The following is a 19,339-nucleotide window of genomic DNA, read 5'->3' as shown; positions in this document are numbered from 1 at the left end:
ATGAGCCTCGAAGAACTGCGCGCGCTCGCGGATGCGATCCGCGCCGAGGTCGCCAAGGCGATCATCGGCCAGGACGAGATGATCGAGCAATTGCTGGTCGCGATGGTGAGCGAAGGGCACGTCCTTTTGGAAGGCCCGCCGGGCACCGCCAAGACCTTCCTCGCAAACACGTTCGCGACCGCGCTCGGCCTCGATTTCGGGCGGATCCAGTTCACGCCGGATCTGCTGCCGGGTGATATCCTCGGATCGAACCTGTTCAACTTCCAGACCAGCTCGTTCACCCTCACGCGCGGGCCGATCTTCTGCGAGTTGCTGCTGGCCGATGAGATCAACCGCACCCCGCCCAAGACGCAGGCCGCGCTGCTCGAAGCGATGCAGGAACGCCGCGTGACGCTGGATGGCGAATCCCACGAACTGCCAACCCGGTTCATGGTGGTCGCGACCCAGAACCCGATCGAGAACCAGGGGGTGTATCCGCTTCCCGAAGCGCAGCTCGACCGGTTCCTGTTCAAGCTGCTGGTCCCCTATCCCGACGAGGCCGAGGAGACCCGCATCGTGACCGATTACGGCAAGCGGCAGGGGCCGACAAAGCCTGCCGATCTGGGCGTCTCGGCGGTCGCCGATGCGGCGAGCCTCGCCGCCGCCAGCACCGCGCTCGATCAGGTGACCGTGGCCGAAGAGATCACCCAATACGTGGTCCGGCTGGTGCGCGCGACCCGCGACCATGCCGAACTCGCGGTCGGGGCGTCGCCGCGCGCCGCCGTGATGCTCGCCAATGCCTCGCGCGCGCGCGCTGCACTCGATGGCCGCGCCTATGCGATCCCCGACGATGTCAAAGCCCTGGCGGTGCCGGTGCTGCGCCACCGGCTGACGCTGAGCCCGGCAGCGGAAATCGAGGGCCGCGATATCGAAGCGCTCGTGGCGGAGCTGGTCGAAAGCACCGAGGCGCCGCGTTGACCGGATGAAGCTGCGCGAGATCTCTTGGACGCTGCCGATCGTCCCGACCGAACGCACCGCGTGGCTCGCCGCCGCGTCGGCGCCGGTCGCGGTGCTGATCGCGGCGATCGCGCCGGGAACATGGATCGTCGCGCCGATCGCCGCACTGGCGCTGATCGCGCTGGTGCTGCTCGACGGCGCGCTTGCCGGCGCTCGCAGGGACTGGCGCATCTTCGTGCCCAGCGACACCGAAGTCGGCCAGCCGACCGAGCTCGCGATGCAGGCCGTGCTGCCATCCCGCGCGATCTCGAGGGTCGAGGGCGCGCTCGAATTCGACCCGCGCATGGGCGATCGCGGAGTGGGTCGCTTTCTTTTGAAACCGGTCGAATTCGACGAACACGTTCGCGGGGCGCATGTCGCGCATCCTACGCGGCGGGGCACGACGAGGGTGACGCGCGCGTGGCTGCGCTGGACCGGGCCGCTCGGCCTCGGCTCGCGCCAGGTCTCCGGCAGCCTCGCCGACGAGGTGCGGATCTGGCCCGATCTCTCGCCAGTGCGCAGCCGCGAATTGCAGACCTTCCTGCGCGATGCCCAGACCGGGCTGATCGCCCGGCGCATCCGCGGCGAAGGCACGCAGTTCGAGGCGCTGTCCGAATACGAGCCGGGCATGGACCGCCGCCGGATCGACTGGAAAGCCAGCGCGCGGCACAACCACCTCTACGCCCGCGAGAACGAAAGCGAACGCAACAACCAGATCGTCTTCGCGTTCGATTGCGGACAGGCGATGTGCGAACCGGTCGACGGGATGCCGCGCATCGACCGCGCGGTCTCTGCCGCGCTCACCTGCGCCTATGTCGCGCTCAAGGGCGGCGACAAGGTCGCTCTGTTCGGCTTTTCGCAGCGCCCGCAGGTGATGACCCCTTTCGTCGGCGATGCCCGCGCCTTCCACCGCCTGCAAAGCGCTGCCGCCGGGCTCGACTACACCGCCAACGAACCCAATTTCACACTCGCCCTCGCGACGCTGACGGCCAAGCTGAAACGCCGATCTTTGATCGTGTTGTTTTCCGATTTCACCGATCCGACCGCCGCCGAAATGATGGTCGAGAGCATCGGGCGGCTGGTGCACAAACACCTCGTGCTGTTCGTCACCATCGCCGACAGCGAGCTCGAAACCTTTATCGCGGACGAACCCGGCGATATCGCCACGCTCGCACGCAGCGTCACCGCCGAGACACTGGCGCACCAGCGCAGCATCGTCCTCCAGCGCCTGCGCCGCATGGGCGTCGACGTGATCGAGGCCCCGTGGGAGTCGATCGGCTATCGCCTGATTGACCGCTACTTCATCATCAAGAACAGCGAGGCGATAGGATAATGAAGGCGCCGTCCCTGTCTGCCTGGTTCGGGCGCGGCGAGATCGCCGCACCGCCCGATATCGAGAGCGCGGCGCTGCGCTCCGACCGCTTCCGACTGGAGCGCGAGGGCGACTGGCGACGGCTCGAGGATATCGTCAAGCGGATGGAAAAGGGCGGGCTGCGCCGGGTCGACGACGACGAACTGCTGGCGCTGCCCACGCTGTATCGCACCGCGGCCTCCAGCCTCTCGGTCGCGCGCGAAACCTCGCTCGACGCGGCGACGCTGCGCTATCTCGAAAGCCTGGTCCAGCGTGCCTGGTTCCAGGTCTACGGCCCGCGCAAGGGGCTGTTCGGGTGGTTGCGCGAATTCCTGCTGGGCGGCTGGAGCCGCTCGATCCGAGAGATCTGGCTCGACATGTGCGTCGCGCTGTTCGTGATGGTCGCGGGCACGATCGTGGGCTGGCTGCTGGTGGAGCAGGACCGCGACTGGTATTATCGGCTGGTCCCGACCCAGTTCGCCGATACCCGCGTGCCCGGCGCAAGCCGCGAACAATTGCTCGAAACGCTGGCGGTCGAAGAGAACGCGGGCGGGCTGTCGTCCTTCGCCGCCTATCTGTTCAGCAACAACGCCGGGGTGGCGATCCTCGCCTTCGCGCTGGGTTTCGCGTTCGGCATCCCTTCGCTGCTGCTGCTGGTCTACAACCTCGCTGTGCTCGGCGCGATGTTCTGGCTGTTCGCCGGACAGGGGCTGGGATGGGAATTCGCCGCGTGGCTCAGCGTGCACGGCACGACCGAGCTGTTCGCGATCCTGCTGGCGGGCGCAGCGGGCATGCATATCGGGCGGTCGATGGCCTTTCCGGGCGACAAGTCGGTGCTCGCTGCCGCGGCGGAAAGCGGTCGGCGCGGGGCGATGGTGATGGTCGGAGTGGTGCTGATGATGGTGGTCGCGGCGCTGCTCGAGGCGTTTCCGCGCCAGCTCGTCGGCGGGACCGAGAACCGGTTGATGATCGGCGGCGGGATGCTGGTGTTCTGGCTGGCCTATTTCCTGCTGTACCGCCCGAAACGGATCGGAGACGAGGCATGAACCCCGCTCTGGCCGAAGCGCCCTCCCTGCCCAATGCCAATGCGGCGAACAAGCGCGAGCGGGTGCTGATCACGCCCGAAGGGATCGCGGTGCCGATTACGGTCGCCTCGCGCGGATCGCGGATCGGCGCGCTGATCCTCGATTTCATCCTGCTTTATGTTGGCCTGACGGTGTTCGTGCTCCTGCTGGGATGGATCGCGGGCGGGTTGTTCGAGGAGATCGTCGACAACGCGGACCAGAATGTCGAAGGCGCGGGCGAGTTCATCTTGATCGTCTTCATCCTGTTCCTGTTCCTTGCCCGCTACGGATATTTCCTCGGGCTCGAGCTCGGCCCGCGCGGAGCGACGCTCGGCAAGCGCGCGGTCGGCATCCGGGTGGCGGCGCGCGACGGCGGAAGGCTCACGCCCGAGGCGGTGATCGCGCGCAACCTGCTGCGCGATATCGAGCTGTTCATGCCGCTCGTGTTCCTGATGGTCGCGCCGAGCGGCGAAATGGGCAATTTCGGCTATGCCGGCCTCGCCTGGCTGCTGGTGATCCTCGCCATTCCGTTTCTCAACAAGGACGCCCTGCGCGCAGGCGACATCATTGCCGGCACCTGGGTGGTCGAAGCACCGCGAACCAAGCTGGCCGATGCATTGTCGACCCAGGGCGCTTCCCGGGGAACCAGCACGCTGACCGGGGCGCGCTACGATTTTGGCGAGGCCGAGCTCGCCGTCTATGGCGAGCGCGAACTCCAGACGCTCGAGCGGGTGTTGCGCGAAAACCAGTCCGATGCGCTTTCGGCCGTGCACGAGACGATCTGCCGCAAGATCGGCTGGGATCCGGGCGCGGGGGACGAACGCGCCTTTCTCGAAGCGTTCTATTCCCAGCTGCGCCACAAGCTCGAAAGCGACATGCGGTTCGGCAAGCGCAAGGCGGACAAGCATTCATGACCGGGTATCGGATTGCGCCCGACGATCTGACCGGAGCAGCGGTGCTCGATCTGTTGCGGCTGCATCTCGCGGAAATGCACCAATGGTCCCCGGCCTGCAAAGTCCATGCGATGCCGCCCGAGCGGCTGCGCGAACCCGACGTTTCGTTCTTCGCGGTGTGGGACATTGACCGCCTCGCAGCCGTTGGCGCACTCAAGGAGCTCGGCGATGGCCGGGGCGAACTCAAATCCATGCGCGCCGCGCCCAAATATCGCGGGAAAGGCGCAGGCGAAGCCCTACTGCAGCACCTGATCGGCGAGGCGCAGCGGCGCGGCTACACCTGGCTGGGTCTCGAGACCGGTCGCCCGGCCGAATTCGCTCCCGCCCAGCGCCTCTATGAAAAGCACGGCTTTGCCGAATGCCCGGCGTTCGGCGATTACGTCTCCGACGAATTCAGCCTGTGCATGGAGAAGCACCTGTGACGTTCGAGCGGCGGATGGTCTTGGCCGGAGCGGCGGCGATGGCGGCAGGCGCCTGCGTGCCGCTCGATCGATCCCCGGCCGGACGGCTGGATGCCCGGCTGCGGATTATCGAGGCGGCATCGGGCGGCACTCTCGGCGCGGAGATCTTCGACACCGGGAGCGGCAATTCGCTTGGGCTGAACGAGACGATGCGGTTCGGGCACTGCTCGTCGTTCAAGCTGTCGCTGGCGGCTTTGGTGCTGGCGCGCGATGTCGCGGGCACCATCGACGCGGACCGGCGGGTGAGCTGGAGCGAAGACGATCTCATGTCGGTATCGCCCTTCACCACTCGGCGGTTGAGCGAGGGCGCGACCTTGCGCGAACTCGCCGAAGCGACGCAGAAATTTTCGGACAACGCCGCGGCCAATATCCTGTTGCGCGAGCTTGGCGGGCCTTCGGCGCTGACCGGCTTCTGGCGTGAAATCGGGGACGCCAGCAGCCGGCTCGACCGCATCGAGCCGTCGCTCAACAACGTTCCGCCCACCGAGATCCGCGACACCACCACCCCGGCAGCGATGGCGCGGACGGTCGCGAACCTGTGCTTCGGCGATATCCTTCCCGAAGCCGAGCGCGCGATGTTGAGGCAATGGATGGCCGACACCACCACGGGCGCGCGCCGAGTCCGCACCGGGTTGCCGCAAGGCTGGCGTGCGGGTGACAAGACCGGCACCTCGATCTGGCCAGGGATGGGCGGTCTCTATGTCGATATCGGCTTCGTCGAGCCGCCGGAGCGCGCGCCGATCACCTTCGCCGCGTATTTCCGTGCGCGGGAGACCCACGACACGATCGATCCAGCTTCCGAAGCGGTTCTGGCCAGAATCGGCGCGGTGATCGCCGATCTTGCCCGGATCGATGGCGGAGCTCCGCTCTAGCTCCTACTCGTCGGCGAAGATCGCCACTTCGTTGACGCCTTCGCTGGTCGCGCGCGCGCGATACATCCCCGTGGTGTTGAAGCTGTAGAGGGCGTGGCCTTCGGGAGTGACAAGGATCACTCCGCCATCGCCGCCCAGTTCCTTCACTTCGTTCATCACCGCGTCCGCCGCCAGCTGCGAGATCGCCTGGGTTTCGCCGGACGGTACGCGCCTGTTGCCCAGGGTCAGCCAGTTGGTCGAACGCAGGAACCGCAGACGGCTGCAAATTTCGTGCGCGACGCCGACGCGGATGAAATATTCGCCCCAGCCGGTTGCCGAGACCGCGCAGGCACGGTTGTCGGCATAGGTGCCCGCGCCGACTACGGGCGAATCGCCGACCCGTCCCCAGCGCTTGCCCGTCATCCCGCCGGTAGAGGTGCCCGCCGCGAGATTGCCCTGCATGTCGAGCGCCACCGCGCCAACCGTGCCGAACTTGTGATCGACATCGAGCGACGACAGCTCCTGCGCCTTCATCCGCTCCAGCGATTCCCGGCGCGGCTCGGTCGCGAACCATTCGGGCGGCGCGGTCTCGATCCCGTGTTCGGCGGCGAATTCCTCCGCACCGGCGCCGGTCAGAAACACATGGGGGCTATCGGTCCGGACCGTGTCGGCAAGCAGGATCGGGTTCTTGATGCTCTTCACACCCGTCACTGCGCCCGCGCTGCGATCGCGTCCGTCCATGATCGACGCGTCGAGCTCGTTCTCGCCTTCCCAGGTGAACACCGCGCCGCGACCGGCGTTGAACAGCGGCTCATCCTCCAGCGGAACGATCGCCGCCTTGACCGCGTCCGTCGCACTGCCGCCTGCGGCCAGCACCCGCGCTCCGGCATCGAGCGCGTTCTGCAGCGCCGCTTCGTAGGCTGCACGGCGCGCAGGCGTCATCGCGTCGGGATCCAGCGTGCCCGCTCCCCCGTGGATCGCGATCGACCAGCGCGCTTCGGTATCCTGTGCGGCCGCAGGCGCGGCGGCGGTGAACAGCGCGGTTAGCGCCAGCAGAAATAGGTGCCTCATGGTCTCCTCCCCTGTCACTGCATTCTAGATCAATCGGCCCCGCCAAGCTACTGCCCAGCGCAACACAGGGTGCGAGGAGAACGGAAATGAGCGAGTTTGGCTGGGCGTCGACGACCGACGAGGTGCTGGCGGGCAAGGATCTGTCGGGAAAGACGGTATTCGTGACCGGCGGCAACTCCGGGCTCGGGCTGGAAACCGCGCGGGCGATGGCGGCGAAGGGCGCACGCGTGGTGCTGGCAGGGCGCGACCGGGCCAGGCTCGACGAGGCGGCGGCCAACATCACAGCCGATCACCCCGACGCCCATGTCGAGACGATCGTGTGCGATCTCTCGTCGCTCGATAGCGTGCGCGCCTGCGGCACGGAGGCGAACAAGCGCTTCGACAAGATCGATATGCTCATCAACAATGCCGGTGTGATGGCCTGCCCCTTATCCCATACCGCCGACGGATTCGAGCTGCAGTTCGGCACCAACCACATCGGTCACTTCCTGCTGACGAAGCAGCTGATGCCGCTGATCGAAGCCGGGGAAGACAAGCGGATCGTCAACCTGTCGAGCCGCGGGCACCACATTGCGCCCGCCAACCTCGACGATCCCAATTTCGAGAATGCACCGTACGATCCGTGGCTCAGCTATGGCCAGTCGAAAACCGCGAACGTATTGTTCAGTGTCGGGCTTGAGCAGCGATTTGGCAGCAAGGGCATCCACGCCTACGCGGTGCATCCGGGCGGGATCGACACCAACCTTGGTCGGCATCTTTCCGAAGAACAGGCCGCTGCGCTTGTCGAACGCGTCACCACCAGCGATCCAAGCTTTCAATGGAAGTCGATACCGCAGGGCGCGGCCACATCGGTGTGGGCTGCGACGGCGGAACAACTGGAAGGAAAGGGCGGCGTCTATTGCGAGGATTGCCATGTCGCGCCGGTCGACGATCAATCGACCAAAGGCGGGGTGCGCAGCTACGCGCTCGACCAGGCCAGGGCCGACCGGCTGTGGGCAATCAGCGAGGCGATGGCGGGCGAGAGCTTCGCGGCCTAGCTGGCGAGGAATTCTTCCAGCAACGCGAACACATCCTTTGCCTCGCGCGTGGGAGTAACCGCCATGAAGACATGCGGAGCGCCTGCGTATTCATAAAGCCGGGCGTCTACCCCGGCTTCACGCAGCCTTGCGGTGAAGGTACGGGAATCGATGATGAAGAGATCGTGCCGTCCGGTCCAGATACGCGTCGGCGGCAGCTGCGCCAACTGTTCGGGTGGGGTGTAGAGCGGGCTGCATTCCGGCGAAGCCGGGTCGCGATCGCCGGCCCAGACCCGCCCCAGCTCCCGCAAAGCGTCGATCCTGAGCATGGTATCGTGCGGTTCGACCGCCCGCATCGCTTCGTCCTGCATCGTCACGTCGAGCCACGGCGCGAACAGCGCGAGCTTGCCCGGTTGCGGACCTCCGGCGCGCGCGAGCCGCAAGGCCAGGCTCAACGCCATGTGCCCGCCCGCGCTGTCGCCGTTGAGGACGATTCTGGCCGGGTCGTGTTCTGCCGCCAGTCTGGCGAATGCCGCATCGGCCACCGCGTCCTGATCGGCGTAGCTGCTTTCGGGAACGACGTTGTAAAGCGGCAGGGTGATGCTGATACCGCACTTCTCGACCAGCGCTGCGGCGAGCGGCCAGTGTTCCTTGAACATCGGCAATACGAAGCCGCCGCCGTGGAAGTACAGCATGTGCCATTCGCCCGGGCCGGATTTCGGATGGATCGTCACGACCTGCTGCTCTGCTGCCGTCCAGTGCTCCACGGTGAATCGCTGCTCCATGCTTTCCGGCATGGCGGCATCGCGCGGCGGGTCGCGCAGTTCGAGATAGGTTTTCGCTTCGCTCGCCTGCTTCGGGAAGACCGGCTTGCGCTTGCTCATCAGCCAGACGACGGCGCGCAACAGCATGCTCGCCCGGGTGGTGCGCAATTCGATCGATGTATCGGTCAGCATGGCTCTCTCCTTGCAGAAAGACCTGCCGGACCGAAGCGCGGAGTCAAGCTTTCAGGCCTATGATCAATTTCTCTTGAAGCCATTCCCCCAGCATTTCGCCCGCACGCATCGCGGCCCTCTGCACCTCGTCCTCGCCTGCGTCATCGCCCGCCAGCAATGCGATTATCTCGCCGTAACTCGCCCCTGCCTGCATCGCGGTGAAGGCGTTGGCGCGGTCGAGATCGACCAACATGAAGGCCGGGCGCTCGCCTTCTCGCGAAACCACGCATCCGCGCGGGGCCGGGAGGCGCAACGGTGGCAGATCCGGCCCGTCGTGTTCCAGCGCGCTCCACAGGCCGGTGAGATCGTATTCGACCACTGTAGCCGTCGCACGAGGCTGGAAATCAAACTTCAAGCCCATCCAGTCCTCATCGCCGAAGTCCGCCGTGAGCGTTCCAAAACCGATCGGATCGAGCGGCGAGACATCGCCCGCGGTCGAAACCTGCAGCATCGTCCATTCAAGCCAGGCAAGCTCGGCCACTTCGGGATTCTCCCCGAAAAGCTCGGCGCAGGTCATATCGAAACCCGCGCCTGCCTCGTCGATCGTCCAGCCCGAGGGGGGATGCGAGATCGCGTGGTGCGCGCTGGCCCGCTTGAATGCGTTTTCGCCGACATAGCGCGCGGTGCGTTCGAAGGTGCTGGCGAGCGCATCCATCAGGGCGCTGCGATAATTGCCGCGATAGACGCCCATCCCGGCGGCTTGCGAATTGCCCCAGCCCTCGGGCATCGGTGCGCCCTCGTCGAGGATCGCGCGCATGAATGCGGCCTGTCGCTCTGCGAGCGTCGTTGCGCTCATGCCGGGACGGGTTCGCGCGCTTCGCTGGCAAGGCCGCGCGCCCGGTCAAGCTCGGTCAGCAATTCGGCAAGTGGCGGGATGTGGGCGTCGCGCTCGATCATCGTCGCGACCGGCTCGTCCAGCATCGCCAGCGTCTTTGCATACAGCGCCCACACATCGTCGGCGACTTCTCGGTCATGCGTGTCGATGATGATGTCGCGTTCGGGCGTTGCCGGATCGTGGCCGGCGAGGTGAATCTGCCGCACCCGGTCGAGCGGCAATCCGGCGAGGTATTTCTCCGACGAAAATCCGTGATTGGCCGCGCTGACATAGATATTGTTGACGTCGAGCAGCAGGTAGCAACCCGTGCGCCGGGTCATCTCGGTCAGGAATTCCCACTCGGTCAGTTCGTCTTCCGGGAAGGTCAGGTAGCTCGAAGGGTTTTCGAACAGCATCGCGCGGCCCAGCGTTTCCTGAGCCTGGTCGATATTGGAGCACACTGCCGTGAGTGCTTCTTCGGTCAGCGGCATCGGCAGCAGATCGTGGCTGTTGTGCGCGCTGGTGCGGGTCCAGCACAGGTGGTCGGAGACCCACAGCGGATCGATCCGCCGCTCCAGCCGCTTGAGCTTGGAGAGGTAGTCGGGATCGAGCCCTTCCGCAGATCCGATCGACATCGACACGCCGTGAATGATGACGGGAAACCGGGCGCGCACGGCTTCGAGGATGCGCAGCTGCCGCCCGCCCTCGATCATGTAGTTTTCGCTGATCACCTCGACGAAATCGACCGCTACGTCGTGCTCGAGAAAATCCTCGTAATGCGTACGCCGAAGGCCGAGACCGAAACCGCCGAAAGGCTCGATGGAATCATGCTGCTGCGTCATCGGGGTCTCCATAGCAGAAGTCGGGCGAAATGGTTGACAGTCCGGAATGCTTTTCGTGCCGCGTCCACTGGAGGGGGTCAGATATCGTGACCACGTCGCGATCGGCATTTCCGGACTGTCTTGACGAGCGCAGCATGAATCTCGCGCGCCGCCATATGCGTTGACCGATCCGAACGGGGTCGCTCCAACCGGTGTCCAAACTCACGCTGACGGGTTCGTCATTTCCTTATGACGGGTTACAGTTGAGAGTTGAGGCGGTTCGGCGGCGACAAATTGCGAAAGTTTGTAACCACGTGGCCATCGCATGCGAACCACCGGTCAGTTCCGGCAAAGAACCGGACGACACCCAACAGAGTTTTCTGGAGACACGACATGAATGCCAAGACTTTCGCCAATCTCGCCGGCGTTGCCCTTACTGCGGGAATCGCCGCGGGTCTCGCCACCAGCCCCGCCGCCGCGCAGAAGGCGCCAGCCAAGGAAAAATGCTACGGCGTTGCCAAGGCCGGCAAGAACGATTGCGCCGCAGGTCCGGGCACCAGCTGCTCCGGCACGTCGACCCGCGACTATCAGGGCAACGCGTGGAAATACGTCGACAAGGGCACTTGCGTGACGATCGAAACGCCCAAGGGCAAAGGATCGCTCAAGCCGATCGAGCGCTAGGACGCGCACTCAGGCAAATTAGGAGGACACTATGAGCGGTATCGTTTCAATGTACGAGCGCCTGACCGGGTTTCTGTCCGGCAGGCTTGCGGAGAGCATCGCATTGCTTTTCACCCGCGTTGCGCTGGCAGGAATCTTCTGGCGCTCGTACCAGACCAAGGTGATCGAGGGCACGTGGCTGCAGATCGATGAAACCCAGTACTTTATCTTCGAGAACGAATTTTCGGGGCTGCCCATCCCGACCGATCTGGCGGTGCCGATGGCGACCTATGCGGAATTCCTGTTTCCGATCCTGCTGGTCGCAGGTCTCGCCACGCGGTTCTCGGCGCTTGCCCTGATGATCATGGCGATCGTCATTCAGCTGTTCGTGTTTCCCGATGCGGCACACTTCTTCGGCTGGGCCATCACCGTGATCGCGCTCGCCGCGATCCTGATCAGCCGCGGCGGCGGGATGTTCTCGCTCGATGCGCTGGTTGCCAGGTTCGCGGGGCCGAAGGCCGCGTAGATGGTCGCCGACGAACCCACATTGTCCCGCCTCATGGTGGCAGCGCAAGGTGGCGACAAGGCCGCTGCCAACGTGCTGCTGACCGAGGTGGGGGTGTGGCTCGAACGGTATTTCAGCCGCCGGGTCCCGCATCACCAGATCGACGATCTGGTTCAGGAGGTGCTGACCGCGTTCTACACCAAGCGCGCGACCTGGGATCCGGCCCGCCCGTTCCTGCCGTGGCTTGCGGCCATCGCGCGCTATCGCTGGGTCGATCACCTGCGCAAGGTCTACAAGCACGACAGCAAGGAGCTGATGGAAGACGATGCGGTCGAAGACAGCGAGGAAGAACTCGTCATGGCGCGCGTGAGTCTCGATCGCCTGTTTGGCCTCATACCCGAAAAGCAGGCCGAAGTAATCGAGCTGGTCAAGATCGCGGGACTGTCGATCCGCGAAGCCGCAGAAAAGACCGGCCAGAGCGAGAGCTTGGTCAAAGTAAATATCCATCGTGGCCTCAAGAAACTGGCCACCCTGGTCGAGAAAGCAGATTGATATGGAAAAGCACGCATACCGTACAGGAAGCAGGGAAGACCTGATTGCCGCTCTGACGGATGATCTGACCCCCGTCGTACGGGTCAAACCGGTTCAGGGAGCGACGTTTGTCGGCCTTGCGACGTTGATCGCGGGGGTCGCTTCAATCGCCTATTTCGGGTTCTGGACCGGCATGGTTTCGGGCGAAGCATCGGGATACTTCTGGATCGCCAACGGGCTGCTGACCGTATTGGGCGCGGCAAGTACGGCGGCGCTGGTCGCTTCGGCTCTGCCGCGCGTGGGTTCGCGCGCGGAATCGACCGTCTGGGCTGCCGCGATGATCGGCGTTTTGCCGGTTGCGGGTCTGCTCTCGTTGCTGTCGACCGTGACGAGCAGGCGCGCCGGACCCGTCATGTGGTATTGGGAATGCTCGGCCTATGGCCTGGTCGCGGGCCTGCTGGTGGCCGGGGCTGCGGTGCATTTCCTGCGTCGCGGAGCGCCGGTTTCACTGGAGCGTGCGGGGTGGCTGACGGGTATCGCCGCTGGTTCTCTCGGATCGCTCGCCTACGGTATCACCTGCCCGCTCGATACCGTGACCCACGTCGGCATCGTCCATATCGCGCCGGTCGCGATCGGTGCGATCCTGGGCCGTATCGCGGTCCCGCCGCTGATCCGCTGGTAAAGAGAGCGAGCCCGCCTGCGCGCGGGCTCACAACCATTTCCAGCGCCAGAACAGGAACAGCTGCAAGGCCATGATGCTGAGGCAGATGGCGACGACCACCCAGAACGCCTGCCCGTCGTTCACTCCCGGCATCCCCCCGACATTGATCCCCATCAGACCGGTCAGAAAGCCGAGCGGCAGGAAGATCCCGGCGACGATCGTCAGCATGTAGGTCGCATGCTCGTTCGACGCGAGGCTGCGCGCGCGCAGCTCGTCCTGAAGGACCAAGGCGCTTTCCTTGCTGATATCGATATCGTCGAGATAGCGTCGCAGCCGGTCGATCGATTCGGCAATCTCGCGCCGGTCGTGTTCCTCGAACCAGTCAGGCGCGTCGCGCGCAATCCGCTCCAGCGCTTCGTGCTGCGGCGACATGTGGCGTTTGAGCGCGAGGCAATTGCGGCGGATCGTGGTGATCTTGGGCAGGATTTGCTCGTAATCCTCCTCGACATCCATTTCCTCGAGTTCGTCGATCTTGGTATTCATATCGACGATCGTCTCGTTCATCCGCACCACCAGCTGCTCGACGATTTCGGTGATTGCGCTGCCCGCATCGGTCGGCCCCTTTCCGCGATCGAGCATCGCCAGAACATCGCGCGGAGTCTGCATCGGCAGTTTGCGCAGGGTAATCAGGCGCGTGCCGTCGGACCACAATTGCAGCGAGATCATGTCTTCGGGCTGGGCATCGGGATTGAAGTTGATGCCGCGCAGGGTCGCAACCAGCGAATCGCCTTCGCGCAGCGCGCGCGGCCGGGTCGAACTCGACACCAGCAATTCGGCGGTCGGCTCCGGTATGCCGAGGTCGTTCTCCAGCCACGGCAGCACTTCTGGCGCATGGCGGCGCAGATGAAGCCACAGGACCTCTCCCGGAGCCGCCGGTTTCCAGTCGTCGACCTCGTGCCGTCCGATCGCACGCCCCCCGCCCTTGCCATCCAGCACCCGGCCGAAAATCAGCGGGTCCATCCCCTCGGTTGCATCGGTTGCGAGCTGTTCCATCCGCGCTTCATGCCTCAACCCGATGCCCGTGTCATTGCCCCTTGATGCGCCGGGGCCTATATGCGGCACATGTCCGTAAGACCCTGGCGCGATATCGAACGGCGGCAATGCCGCCAGATCATGGTCGGCAATGTGCCGGTGGGCGGCGATGCGCCGATCACGGTGCAGACCATGACCAACACCCCGACCGAGGATGCCGCCGCGACGATCGACCAGATCCGCCGCTGCGAAGAAGTCGGCTGCGACATCATCCGGGTCTCCTGCCCGACTGAGGAAGCGACCGCCGCCTTCCCGCTGATCACGCGCGCGTCGAACATCCCGGTCGTTGCCGACATCCACTTCCACTACAAGCGCGCACTCGAGGCCGCCGATGGCGGCGCGGCATGCCTGCGCATCAATCCGGGCAATATCGGCTCCTCGGACCGCGTGGCCGAAGTGGTGCGTGCGGCCAAGGCCAATGGCTGCGCGATCCGGATCGGGGTCAACGCCGGTTCGCTCGAAAAGGACCTGCTCGAGAAGTACGGCGAGCCCTGCCCCGAAGCGCTGATCGAAAGCGCGCTCGACCATATCAAGCTGCTGCAGGATCACGACTTTCACGAATTCAAGGTCGCGGTGAAAGCCTCGGACGTATTCCTCGCGGTTGCCGCCTATCACGGGCTGGCCGACGCGGTCGATTGCCCGCTGCATCTCGGCATCACCGAGGCAGGCGGGCTGATCGGCGGGACGGTCAAGTCCTCGATCGGCATGGGCAGCCTGCTGTGGGCCGGGATCGGCGACACGATCCGCGTCTCGCTCTCCGCCGAGCCGGAGGAAGAGGTCAAGGTAGGCTATGAGATGCTCAAGGCACTGGGCCTGCGCACGCGCGGGGTCCGCGTGGTGTCCTGCCCCAGCTGCTCGCGACAGGGCTTCGACGTGATCCGCACAGTCGAAACGCTTGAGAAACGGCTCGAGCACATCAAGACGCCGATGAGCCTTTCGGTGCTCGGCTGCGTGGTCAACGGGCCGGGCGAAGCGCGCGAGACCGATATCGGCCTTACCGGCGGCGGCAATGGCAAGCACATGGTCTACCTCTCGGGCCTGAAGGCGCACGCGATCGAGGACGAGGACATGCTCGACCACATCGTCAAGCTGGTCGAGGAGAAGGCCGCAGCGATCGAGGCGGGCGAGGCCGTGGCATTCGATCCGCATGCGCGGGCCGCGGAGGCGGCAGAGTAGCATGATCACCGACACCGCTTCGCCAGTGATTGCGACCAAGCCGGAGAACGGCGATGAAGCGCTGCTGGTGCAGAGCGATCGACCGGTGCTGAAACGTGTCTCGACAGGTGCCGTTTCGAGTGGCGCGGCAGCAGTCGGAGCCTTGGCTGTCGGGGCGCTGGCACTGGGCGCGCTCGCAATCGGCGCGCTGGCTATCGGTCGCCTGACGATCGGCAGGCTGCGCATTCGCGAGGCCCGGATCGACCGCCTTCGCGTCGGCAGGCTGGAAATCGACGAAGGGACCATCGCCGAGTGATCAAGGCGCTGTTGTCTGGCGTATTCGCGGCACTCTTGCTTGCGGGCTGTGCGACCGTAGCGGGAAAGGTCGCAGGCGGCGCGCACGATTACCCGGAAGCAGAATCCTATCTCGTGTCGGACGACGCCGAAGCCGATGTCGACGCCGCGCTTGCCCGCGCTTCGGAGAACGGCAAACGCGTGCTGCTGGTGATGGGCGCCAACTGGTGCCACGACAGCCGGGCGCTTGCCGGTTGGTTGAGCACCGAGCGGTTCACGGCGCTGATCGAGCGCGAATACGAACTGGTCTTCGTCAATATCGGCATGCCGCAGCGGGGCGACGGGCACAATCTCGGCATCGCACAGCGATTTGGGCTGAAGGAGCTGCCCGGCACACCCAACCTTCTGGTGCTGACGGGCGATGGCAAGCTGGTGAACGCCGAAACCGCCACGACATGGCGCGATGCGGCCAGCCGCGAGGAGGATGCGATTTACGACGAGCTTGCAATGCTGTCGGACAAGGCGGTCTGACCCTGCTTCACGTCGTCCATCACGCCGATTACATGGCTCCCCGCCCCGAGCGCGGGACCTTCAAGTTCGACAAGTACTACCTCGTCATGGAGGCGCTGCGCGAGAGCGGCTCTCCCATCACCGAGCATGCGCCCGAGCCGATGCCGCGCGAATGGCTCGAGGCGGTGCATTGCCCGAACTATGTCGACGAGGTGTTCCGCGCCGACGTCCCACGCGACAAGGAGCGGCGGATCGGCTTCCCGGTGACCGAGCGTATCCGCGACCGTGTGCGCCACACCAATGGCGGGACGTGGCTCGCGGCCCAGCTCGCGAAACGCCACGGCTACGCTGCCAACTCCGCCGCCGGGAGCCACCACGCGCTGCACGATACCGGCGCGGGCTATTGCGTGTTCAACGATCTCGCGGTCGCCTCGAACCGCCTGATCGCCGAAGGCGACGCCAGGCGCATCCTGATCGTCGATTGCGACGTCCACCAGGGCGACGGCACCGCCAGCCTCACCGCCGGGCGCGAGGACATCTTCACCCTGTCTCTCCACGCGGAGAAGAACTTCCCCGTGCGCAAGGCGCGCTCCAGCCTCGATGTCGATCTGCCGGACGGGCTGGACGACGATGGCTTCATGGAGATGCTCGACCGCCACCTGCCCGGCGTGGTCGAGCGATTTGCGCCCGACCTCGTCCTCTATCAGGCCGGCGTCGATCCGCATGTCAACGACAAGCTGGGGCGGCTCGCGCTGACCGATGAAGGCCTTGCCGCGCGCGACCGCTTCGTCGTTGCGCAGGCCCGCAAGCGGGGCCTTCCGATCGCCTCTGCGCTCGGCGGCGGATACGGCGATGACCAGCGCGAAGTCGCCCAGCGTCACGCGCGCTCGATGCTGGCGATGGCGGAAGAAAACGCCCGCCTCTCGGCGATTTCACCCGCCCTTTAGGGAGCCTTAAGGTTGAAGGTATAGGCACCGGGCATGCTCGGGCGTACGCTCATCTTTGCCGCTGCCGTATTCGGCTTCGTCGCGCTGGTCGTTCCGATGTCCGACGAGGAAGCGGACGACGCGGCGGGCGATGGTTTGACCCAAGCCGGGGCCTCGGGTGCCAGCGCCAGCGCGGACTGGTTCGCTGGCGACCACACGCTGCGGCGCCAGTCCGACGGGCATTTCTACGCTTCGGCTACGATCGACGGAGTGCCGGTGCGGATGATGGTCGATACCGGAGCGAGCGTGATTGCGCTGACCGGCAGCGATGCTTCCGCAATCGGGCTGTACTGGGACGACGACGACGTCACCCATATCGGCCAGGGCGCCAACGGCGCGGTGTTCGGCGTTCCGACCCGGCTCGACGAGGTCGAGATCGGCGGCATGACTCGCCGCGACGTTTCGGCGGTGATCATACCCGAAGGTCTCGGGGTATCGCTGCTCGGCCAGTCCTACCTGTCGCAGATCGGCGCGGTAGAGATCGCCGACGACCGGATGATCATGAGCAGCCGCTAGGCCACGAAAGTCATCCCTTCAGGCGCGGCGCAAAGTAGATATCGACATAATCGGTAAGGCCATCGCACCATTCGAATTCGCGCAGCCGATAATAGCCGCGCTCTTGCGTGACCGCGAAGCGCCAGACCTTGTCCTCGACGCATAGCCGATCGCGATCGGGTGTGCCTGAAATAACGATCCGACCGTCCAGCAGGAAATAATCCTCGCCGATTTCGGTGATCGTGCCATCGACGGCGAGCCTGCCACCGTCGCCGCGCTGCGTCCCGTTGATCCGCCAGACGCCGTCCGGATCTCGCGCCACGTGCACGTTGCCGCGTCGATCCCAACCGATCCATTGCAGCGTTAGCCCTTGCGCGGTGCGCAGCCGCTCGGCATCGCGTTCGCTCGTCACCGTGGTCGGCGATGACGCATCCTCGCCGATCGCGGGTGAGGCCGCAATCGCCAGCAGCCCGCCACAAACGCTGGCGAAAATTGCCCGCTTGCGTGATAGGTCCATGACCTTCTTACCTCCGATTCGATCCGCGCGGGCGTTCATCGATCCCGCGAGCAAAAAGGAATAGCGCATCCATGTCCGAGCACGAAACCGACTACCTGATCATCGGTGCGGGAGCTGTCGGTCTCGCTTTCGCGGATACGCTGATCGACGAGGACCCCGATTGCAGCATCACCATTGTCGACAAGCATGCCAAGCCCGGCGGGCACTGGAACGACGCCTACTCCTTCGTGACCCTGCACCAGCCGAGCGCGACCTACGGGGTCAATTCTATCGAGCTCTGCCCGGATACCGTCGACACGATCGGTCACAACAAGGGCATGTATCCGCTCGCAAAGCATGCCGAGATCCTTGCCTATTACGGCAAGCTGATGAACGAACGGCTGCTGCAGACCGACCGCGTCGACTACCATCCGCTCAGCGAATATCTTGGCAGGGAGAATGGGGAACATCGCTTCAGGGGCATCCTGTCGGGCGAAGAGCACAGCGTGAAGGTCCGGCGCAAGCTGGTGGACGGCACCTGGTTCCAGACTTCGGTCCCCGCGACGCACAAGCCCGCTTTCGACATCGCCGAGGGCACGCGGTTCGCGATCCCCGGCGACCTGCCCGGCCTGTGGAAGCACGGCGCGGATTTGCCCGACCACTATGTGGTGATCGGCGGCGGCAAGACCGCGATGGACAGTGCGGTGTGGCTGCTCGAATCGGGCGTTCCGGCGGACAAGATCGGCTGGGTCCGCCCGCGCGATTCATGGATGTTCAACCGCACGCTGCTGCAGCCCGCGCATGCTCGGATCGAGGGGCTGATGGAATTCCAGACCGCACTGGTCGAAGCCGCCAATGAATCGGAAACCGGCGACGAAATGATGGCGAAATTGGGCGAGCGCGGCGTCATGCTGCGGATCGACGAGCAGGTCACGCCCAAGATGTTCCATTTCGCGGTTATTTCCGAAGCGGAAGTGGCCATGCTGCGTTCGATCGCTGCCGTTCATCGCCAGGGCCATGTCGTCCGGATCGAGCCCGGCACGATCCATTTCCGCAACGAAGCGGTCGAAGTGCCTCAAAACACCCTGTTCATCGATTGCACCGCGACCGCGGTGCCGTTCGAGGCGCGCCAGAACCAGCGCCCGTTCTTCGACGGAGACCGGATCACGCCCCAGCTCGCGCAGACGCCCTTCGTCCCCTACAGCGCCGCGCTCGCGGCGTTTCTCGAAGCGAATTTCGAGACCGACGCGGAAAAGAACGCGCTGTGCCCGCCTGCGCCGCTGACGGATTCGACCGACACATATCCTTACGCGGTGATGGCCAACCTGATGAGCACCGGCATCCTGTCGAACAACCCGAAAACCAATGAATTCAATGCTCGAAGCCGTCTCCACCCGACCGGACCGGCAATCGCCAAGATGATGCGCGAAGGCGATCCGCGGCTCGCCGGTCTCGCCCAGATCGGCGAAACGATCCGCGCGAACATGCCCGGCGTGATCAGGCTCGGCATGAAGGCGAAAGCGATCCACGAAGGCGCGGCCTAGTCTGCGACGAACCGCCCCGACGTTGCGTCATTCCGGGA

23 protein-coding genes are annotated in these 19,339 nt (G+C 65.0%); 17 read left to right on the top strand and 6 right to left on the bottom strand.

Annotation, left to right across the window (positions count from 1 at the left end):
* From KDC96_RS15815 to bla, 6 genes are read left to right on the top strand one after another with little or no spacing between them, the layout of a single operon-like run.
* Positions 1-957, top strand: a complete 957-nt coding sequence (locus KDC96_RS15815) for an AAA family ATPase (protein ID WP_371815566.1) — start codon at positions 1-3, stop codon at positions 955-957.
* 4 nt (positions 958-961) lie between these two features.
* Complete coding sequence (locus tag KDC96_RS15810; RefSeq protein WP_212449458.1) at positions 962-2,308, top strand: DUF58 domain-containing protein; 1,347 nt, start codon at positions 962-964, stop codon at positions 2,306-2,308.
* Positions 2,308-3,372: a stage II sporulation protein M gene (locus KDC96_RS15805; protein ID WP_212449457.1), complete on the top strand. Its 1,065-nt coding sequence runs from the start codon at positions 2,308-2,310 to the stop codon at positions 3,370-3,372. The genes KDC96_RS15810 and KDC96_RS15805 overlap by 1 nt, the downstream gene beginning before the upstream one ends.
* Positions 3,369-4,304: an RDD family protein gene (locus KDC96_RS15800; protein WP_212449456.1), complete on the top strand. Its 936-nt coding sequence runs from the start codon at positions 3,369-3,371 to the stop codon at positions 4,302-4,304. Before KDC96_RS15805 ends, KDC96_RS15800 begins: the two co-directional genes overlap by 4 nt.
* Positions 4,301-4,765, top strand: coding sequence for a GNAT family N-acetyltransferase (locus KDC96_RS15795; protein WP_212449455.1), 465 nt, complete (start codon positions 4,301-4,303; stop codon positions 4,763-4,765). Before KDC96_RS15800 ends, KDC96_RS15795 begins: the two co-directional genes overlap by 4 nt.
* Positions 4,762-5,676 carry a class A beta-lactamase gene (gene bla, locus KDC96_RS15790; protein ID WP_212449454.1) on the top strand — a complete coding sequence of 305 codons (915 nt, stop codon included), beginning with the start codon at positions 4,762-4,764 and terminating at the stop codon, positions 5,674-5,676. The genes KDC96_RS15795 and bla overlap by 4 nt, the downstream gene beginning before the upstream one ends.
* Positions 5,677-5,679: 3 nt before the next feature.
* Here bla and KDC96_RS15785 read toward each other — a convergent pair whose 3' ends face one another.
* Complete coding sequence (locus KDC96_RS15785) at positions 5,680-6,726, bottom strand: isoaspartyl peptidase/L-asparaginase family protein (RefSeq protein WP_212449453.1); 1,047 nt, start codon at positions 6,724-6,726, stop codon at positions 5,680-5,682.
* 86 nt (positions 6,727-6,812) lie between these two features.
* Between KDC96_RS15785 and KDC96_RS15780 the strand changes: the two genes are divergently transcribed.
* Positions 6,813-7,763, top strand: a complete 951-nt coding sequence (locus KDC96_RS15780; RefSeq protein ID WP_212449451.1) for an SDR family NAD(P)-dependent oxidoreductase — start codon at positions 6,813-6,815, stop codon at positions 7,761-7,763.
* On the opposite strand, the gene KDC96_RS15775 is transcribed toward KDC96_RS15780, so the two are convergent.
* Genes KDC96_RS15775 through KDC96_RS15765 form a run of 3 tightly spaced genes read right to left on the bottom strand, consistent with a single transcriptional unit; the run spans position 7,760 to position 10,393 of the window.
* Complete coding sequence (locus KDC96_RS15775) at positions 7,760-8,698, bottom strand: alpha/beta hydrolase fold domain-containing protein (RefSeq protein WP_212449449.1); 939 nt, start codon at positions 8,696-8,698, stop codon at positions 7,760-7,762. The two genes, KDC96_RS15780 and KDC96_RS15775, sit on opposite strands and share 4 nt — an antisense overlap.
* A 43-nt stretch (positions 8,699-8,741) precedes the next feature.
* Positions 8,742-9,533, bottom strand: coding sequence for a DNA-binding domain-containing protein (locus tag KDC96_RS15770; RefSeq protein WP_212449447.1), 792 nt, complete (start codon positions 9,531-9,533; stop codon positions 8,742-8,744).
* Positions 9,530-10,393, bottom strand: coding sequence for a DUF692 domain-containing protein (locus tag KDC96_RS15765; protein ID WP_212449445.1), 864 nt, complete (start codon positions 10,391-10,393; stop codon positions 9,530-9,532). The genes KDC96_RS15770 and KDC96_RS15765 overlap by 4 nt, the downstream gene beginning before the upstream one ends.
* Before the next feature lie 372 nt (positions 10,394-10,765).
* Between KDC96_RS15765 and KDC96_RS15760 the strand changes: the two genes are divergently transcribed.
* From KDC96_RS15760 to KDC96_RS15745, 4 genes are read left to right on the top strand one after another with little or no spacing between them, the layout of a single operon-like run.
* Positions 10,766-11,053 carry a DUF2282 domain-containing protein gene (locus tag KDC96_RS15760; RefSeq protein ID WP_212449443.1) on the top strand — a complete coding sequence of 96 codons (288 nt, stop codon included), beginning with the start codon at positions 10,766-10,768 and terminating at the stop codon, positions 11,051-11,053.
* A 31-nt stretch (positions 11,054-11,084) separates the two neighbouring features.
* Positions 11,085-11,558, top strand: coding sequence for a DoxX family protein (locus tag KDC96_RS15755; RefSeq protein ID WP_212449441.1), 474 nt, complete (start codon positions 11,085-11,087; stop codon positions 11,556-11,558).
* A complete protein-coding gene (locus KDC96_RS15750; RefSeq protein ID WP_212449439.1) occupies positions 11,559-12,089 on the top strand; it encodes a sigma-70 family RNA polymerase sigma factor in 531 nt (176 codons plus the stop codon).
* A gap of 1 nt (position 12,090) precedes the next feature.
* Positions 12,091-12,750, top strand: a complete 660-nt coding sequence (locus KDC96_RS15745; protein WP_212449437.1) for an NrsF family protein — start codon at positions 12,091-12,093, stop codon at positions 12,748-12,750.
* A 27-nt stretch (positions 12,751-12,777) separates the two neighbouring features.
* Here the strand turns inward: KDC96_RS15745 and KDC96_RS15740 are convergent, their stop codons facing one another.
* Positions 12,778-13,782: a zinc transporter ZntB gene (locus KDC96_RS15740; RefSeq protein WP_212449435.1), complete on the bottom strand. Its 1,005-nt coding sequence runs from the start codon at positions 13,780-13,782 to the stop codon at positions 12,778-12,780.
* A 69-nt stretch (positions 13,783-13,851) separates the two neighbouring features.
* On the opposite strand from KDC96_RS15740, the gene ispG reads away from it, so the two are divergent.
* The 5 genes from ispG to KDC96_RS15715 are packed head-to-tail and all read left to right on the top strand — an operon-like array spanning position 13,852 to position 17,282.
* The gene (gene ispG / locus KDC96_RS15735) at positions 13,852-14,997 is read left to right on the top strand and encodes a flavodoxin-dependent (E)-4-hydroxy-3-methylbut-2-enyl-diphosphate synthase (RefSeq protein WP_212449433.1); all 1,146 of its coding nucleotides are present in this window, start codon (positions 13,852-13,854) and stop codon (positions 14,995-14,997) included.
* 1 nt (position 14,998) lies between these two features.
* Complete coding sequence (locus tag KDC96_RS15730; RefSeq protein WP_249171832.1) at positions 14,999-15,292, top strand: hypothetical protein; 294 nt, start codon at positions 14,999-15,001, stop codon at positions 15,290-15,292.
* Positions 15,289-15,801 carry a thioredoxin family protein gene (locus KDC96_RS15725; RefSeq protein ID WP_212449431.1) on the top strand — a complete coding sequence of 171 codons (513 nt, stop codon included), beginning with the start codon at positions 15,289-15,291 and terminating at the stop codon, positions 15,799-15,801. Before KDC96_RS15730 ends, KDC96_RS15725 begins: the two co-directional genes overlap by 4 nt.
* A 32-nt stretch (positions 15,802-15,833) precedes the next feature.
* The gene (locus KDC96_RS15720) at positions 15,834-16,727 is read left to right on the top strand and encodes a histone deacetylase (protein WP_212449429.1); all 894 of its coding nucleotides are present in this window, start codon (positions 15,834-15,836) and stop codon (positions 16,725-16,727) included.
* Positions 16,728-16,760: 33 nt separating this feature from the next.
* Positions 16,761-17,282, top strand: a complete 522-nt coding sequence (locus KDC96_RS15715) for a TIGR02281 family clan AA aspartic protease (RefSeq protein ID WP_212449427.1) — start codon at positions 16,761-16,763, stop codon at positions 17,280-17,282.
* Between the two features lie 10 nt (positions 17,283-17,292).
* Here the strand turns inward: KDC96_RS15715 and KDC96_RS15710 are convergent, their stop codons facing one another.
* Complete coding sequence (locus tag KDC96_RS15710; protein ID WP_212449425.1) at positions 17,293-17,778, bottom strand: hypothetical protein; 486 nt, start codon at positions 17,776-17,778, stop codon at positions 17,293-17,295.
* Positions 17,779-17,849: 71 nt separating this feature from the next.
* Between KDC96_RS15710 and KDC96_RS15705 the strand changes: the two genes are divergently transcribed.
* Positions 17,850-19,301 carry an NAD(P)-binding protein gene (locus KDC96_RS15705; RefSeq protein ID WP_212449424.1) on the top strand — a complete coding sequence of 484 codons (1,452 nt, stop codon included), beginning with the start codon at positions 17,850-17,852 and terminating at the stop codon, positions 19,299-19,301.
* Positions 19,302-19,339: the final 38 nt, after the last annotated feature.

Origin of the sequence: Erythrobacter sp. JK5 (assembly GCF_018205975.1) — a bacterium.
Lineage (GTDB): Bacteria > Pseudomonadota > Alphaproteobacteria > Sphingomonadales > Sphingomonadaceae > Erythrobacter.
Note: the sequence above shows the minus strand (reverse complement) of the source record. Positions and strands in the feature narration are given on the sequence as shown.

What these genes read in the sequence shown, in the direction of transcription:
- KDC96_RS15815 (WP_371815566.1), top strand. Translation starts at nt 1, where the DNA reads ATGAGCCTCGAAGAACTGCGCGCGCTCGCGGATGCGATCCGCGCCGAG.
- KDC96_RS15810 (WP_212449458.1), top strand. Translation starts at nt 962, where the DNA reads ATGAAGCTGCGCGAGATCTCTTGGACGCTGCCGATCGTCCCGACCGAA.
- KDC96_RS15805 (WP_212449457.1), top strand. Translation starts at nt 2,308, where the DNA reads ATGAAGGCGCCGTCCCTGTCTGCCTGGTTCGGGCGCGGCGAGATCGCC.
- KDC96_RS15800 (WP_212449456.1), top strand. Translation starts at nt 3,369, where the DNA reads ATGAACCCCGCTCTGGCCGAAGCGCCCTCCCTGCCCAATGCCAATGCG.
- KDC96_RS15795 (WP_212449455.1), top strand. Translation starts at nt 4,301, where the DNA reads ATGACCGGGTATCGGATTGCGCCCGACGATCTGACCGGAGCAGCGGTG.
- KDC96_RS15785 (WP_212449453.1), bottom strand. Translation starts at nt 6,726, where the DNA reads ATGAGGCACCTATTTCTGCTGGCGCTAACCGCGCTGTTCACCGCCGCC.
- KDC96_RS15780 (WP_212449451.1), top strand. Translation starts at nt 6,813, where the DNA reads ATGAGCGAGTTTGGCTGGGCGTCGACGACCGACGAGGTGCTGGCGGGC.
- KDC96_RS15775 (WP_212449449.1), bottom strand. Translation starts at nt 8,698, where the DNA reads ATGCTGACCGATACATCGATCGAATTGCGCACCACCCGGGCGAGCATG.
- KDC96_RS15770 (WP_212449447.1), bottom strand. Translation starts at nt 9,533, where the DNA reads ATGAGCGCAACGACGCTCGCAGAGCGACAGGCCGCATTCATGCGCGCG.
- KDC96_RS15765 (WP_212449445.1), bottom strand. Translation starts at nt 10,393, where the DNA reads ATGACGCAGCAGCATGATTCCATCGAGCCTTTCGGCGGTTTCGGTCTC.
- KDC96_RS15760 (WP_212449443.1), top strand. Translation starts at nt 10,766, where the DNA reads ATGAATGCCAAGACTTTCGCCAATCTCGCCGGCGTTGCCCTTACTGCG.
- KDC96_RS15755 (WP_212449441.1), top strand. Translation starts at nt 11,085, where the DNA reads ATGAGCGGTATCGTTTCAATGTACGAGCGCCTGACCGGGTTTCTGTCC.
- KDC96_RS15750 (WP_212449439.1), top strand. Translation starts at nt 11,559, where the DNA reads ATGGTCGCCGACGAACCCACATTGTCCCGCCTCATGGTGGCAGCGCAA.
- KDC96_RS15745 (WP_212449437.1), top strand. Translation starts at nt 12,091, where the DNA reads ATGGAAAAGCACGCATACCGTACAGGAAGCAGGGAAGACCTGATTGCC.
- KDC96_RS15740 (WP_212449435.1), bottom strand. Translation starts at nt 13,782, where the DNA reads ATGGAACAGCTCGCAACCGATGCAACCGAGGGGATGGACCCGCTGATT.
- ispG (WP_212449433.1), top strand. Translation starts at nt 13,852, where the DNA reads ATGTCCGTAAGACCCTGGCGCGATATCGAACGGCGGCAATGCCGCCAG.
- KDC96_RS15730 (WP_249171832.1), top strand. Translation starts at nt 14,999, where the DNA reads ATGATCACCGACACCGCTTCGCCAGTGATTGCGACCAAGCCGGAGAAC.
- KDC96_RS15720 (WP_212449429.1), top strand. Translation starts at nt 15,834, where the DNA reads ATGGCTCCCCGCCCCGAGCGCGGGACCTTCAAGTTCGACAAGTACTAC.
- KDC96_RS15715 (WP_212449427.1), top strand. Translation starts at nt 16,761, where the DNA reads ATGCTCGGGCGTACGCTCATCTTTGCCGCTGCCGTATTCGGCTTCGTC.
- KDC96_RS15710 (WP_212449425.1), bottom strand. Translation starts at nt 17,778, where the DNA reads ATGGACCTATCACGCAAGCGGGCAATTTTCGCCAGCGTTTGTGGCGGG.
- KDC96_RS15705 (WP_212449424.1), top strand. Translation starts at nt 17,850, where the DNA reads ATGTCCGAGCACGAAACCGACTACCTGATCATCGGTGCGGGAGCTGTC.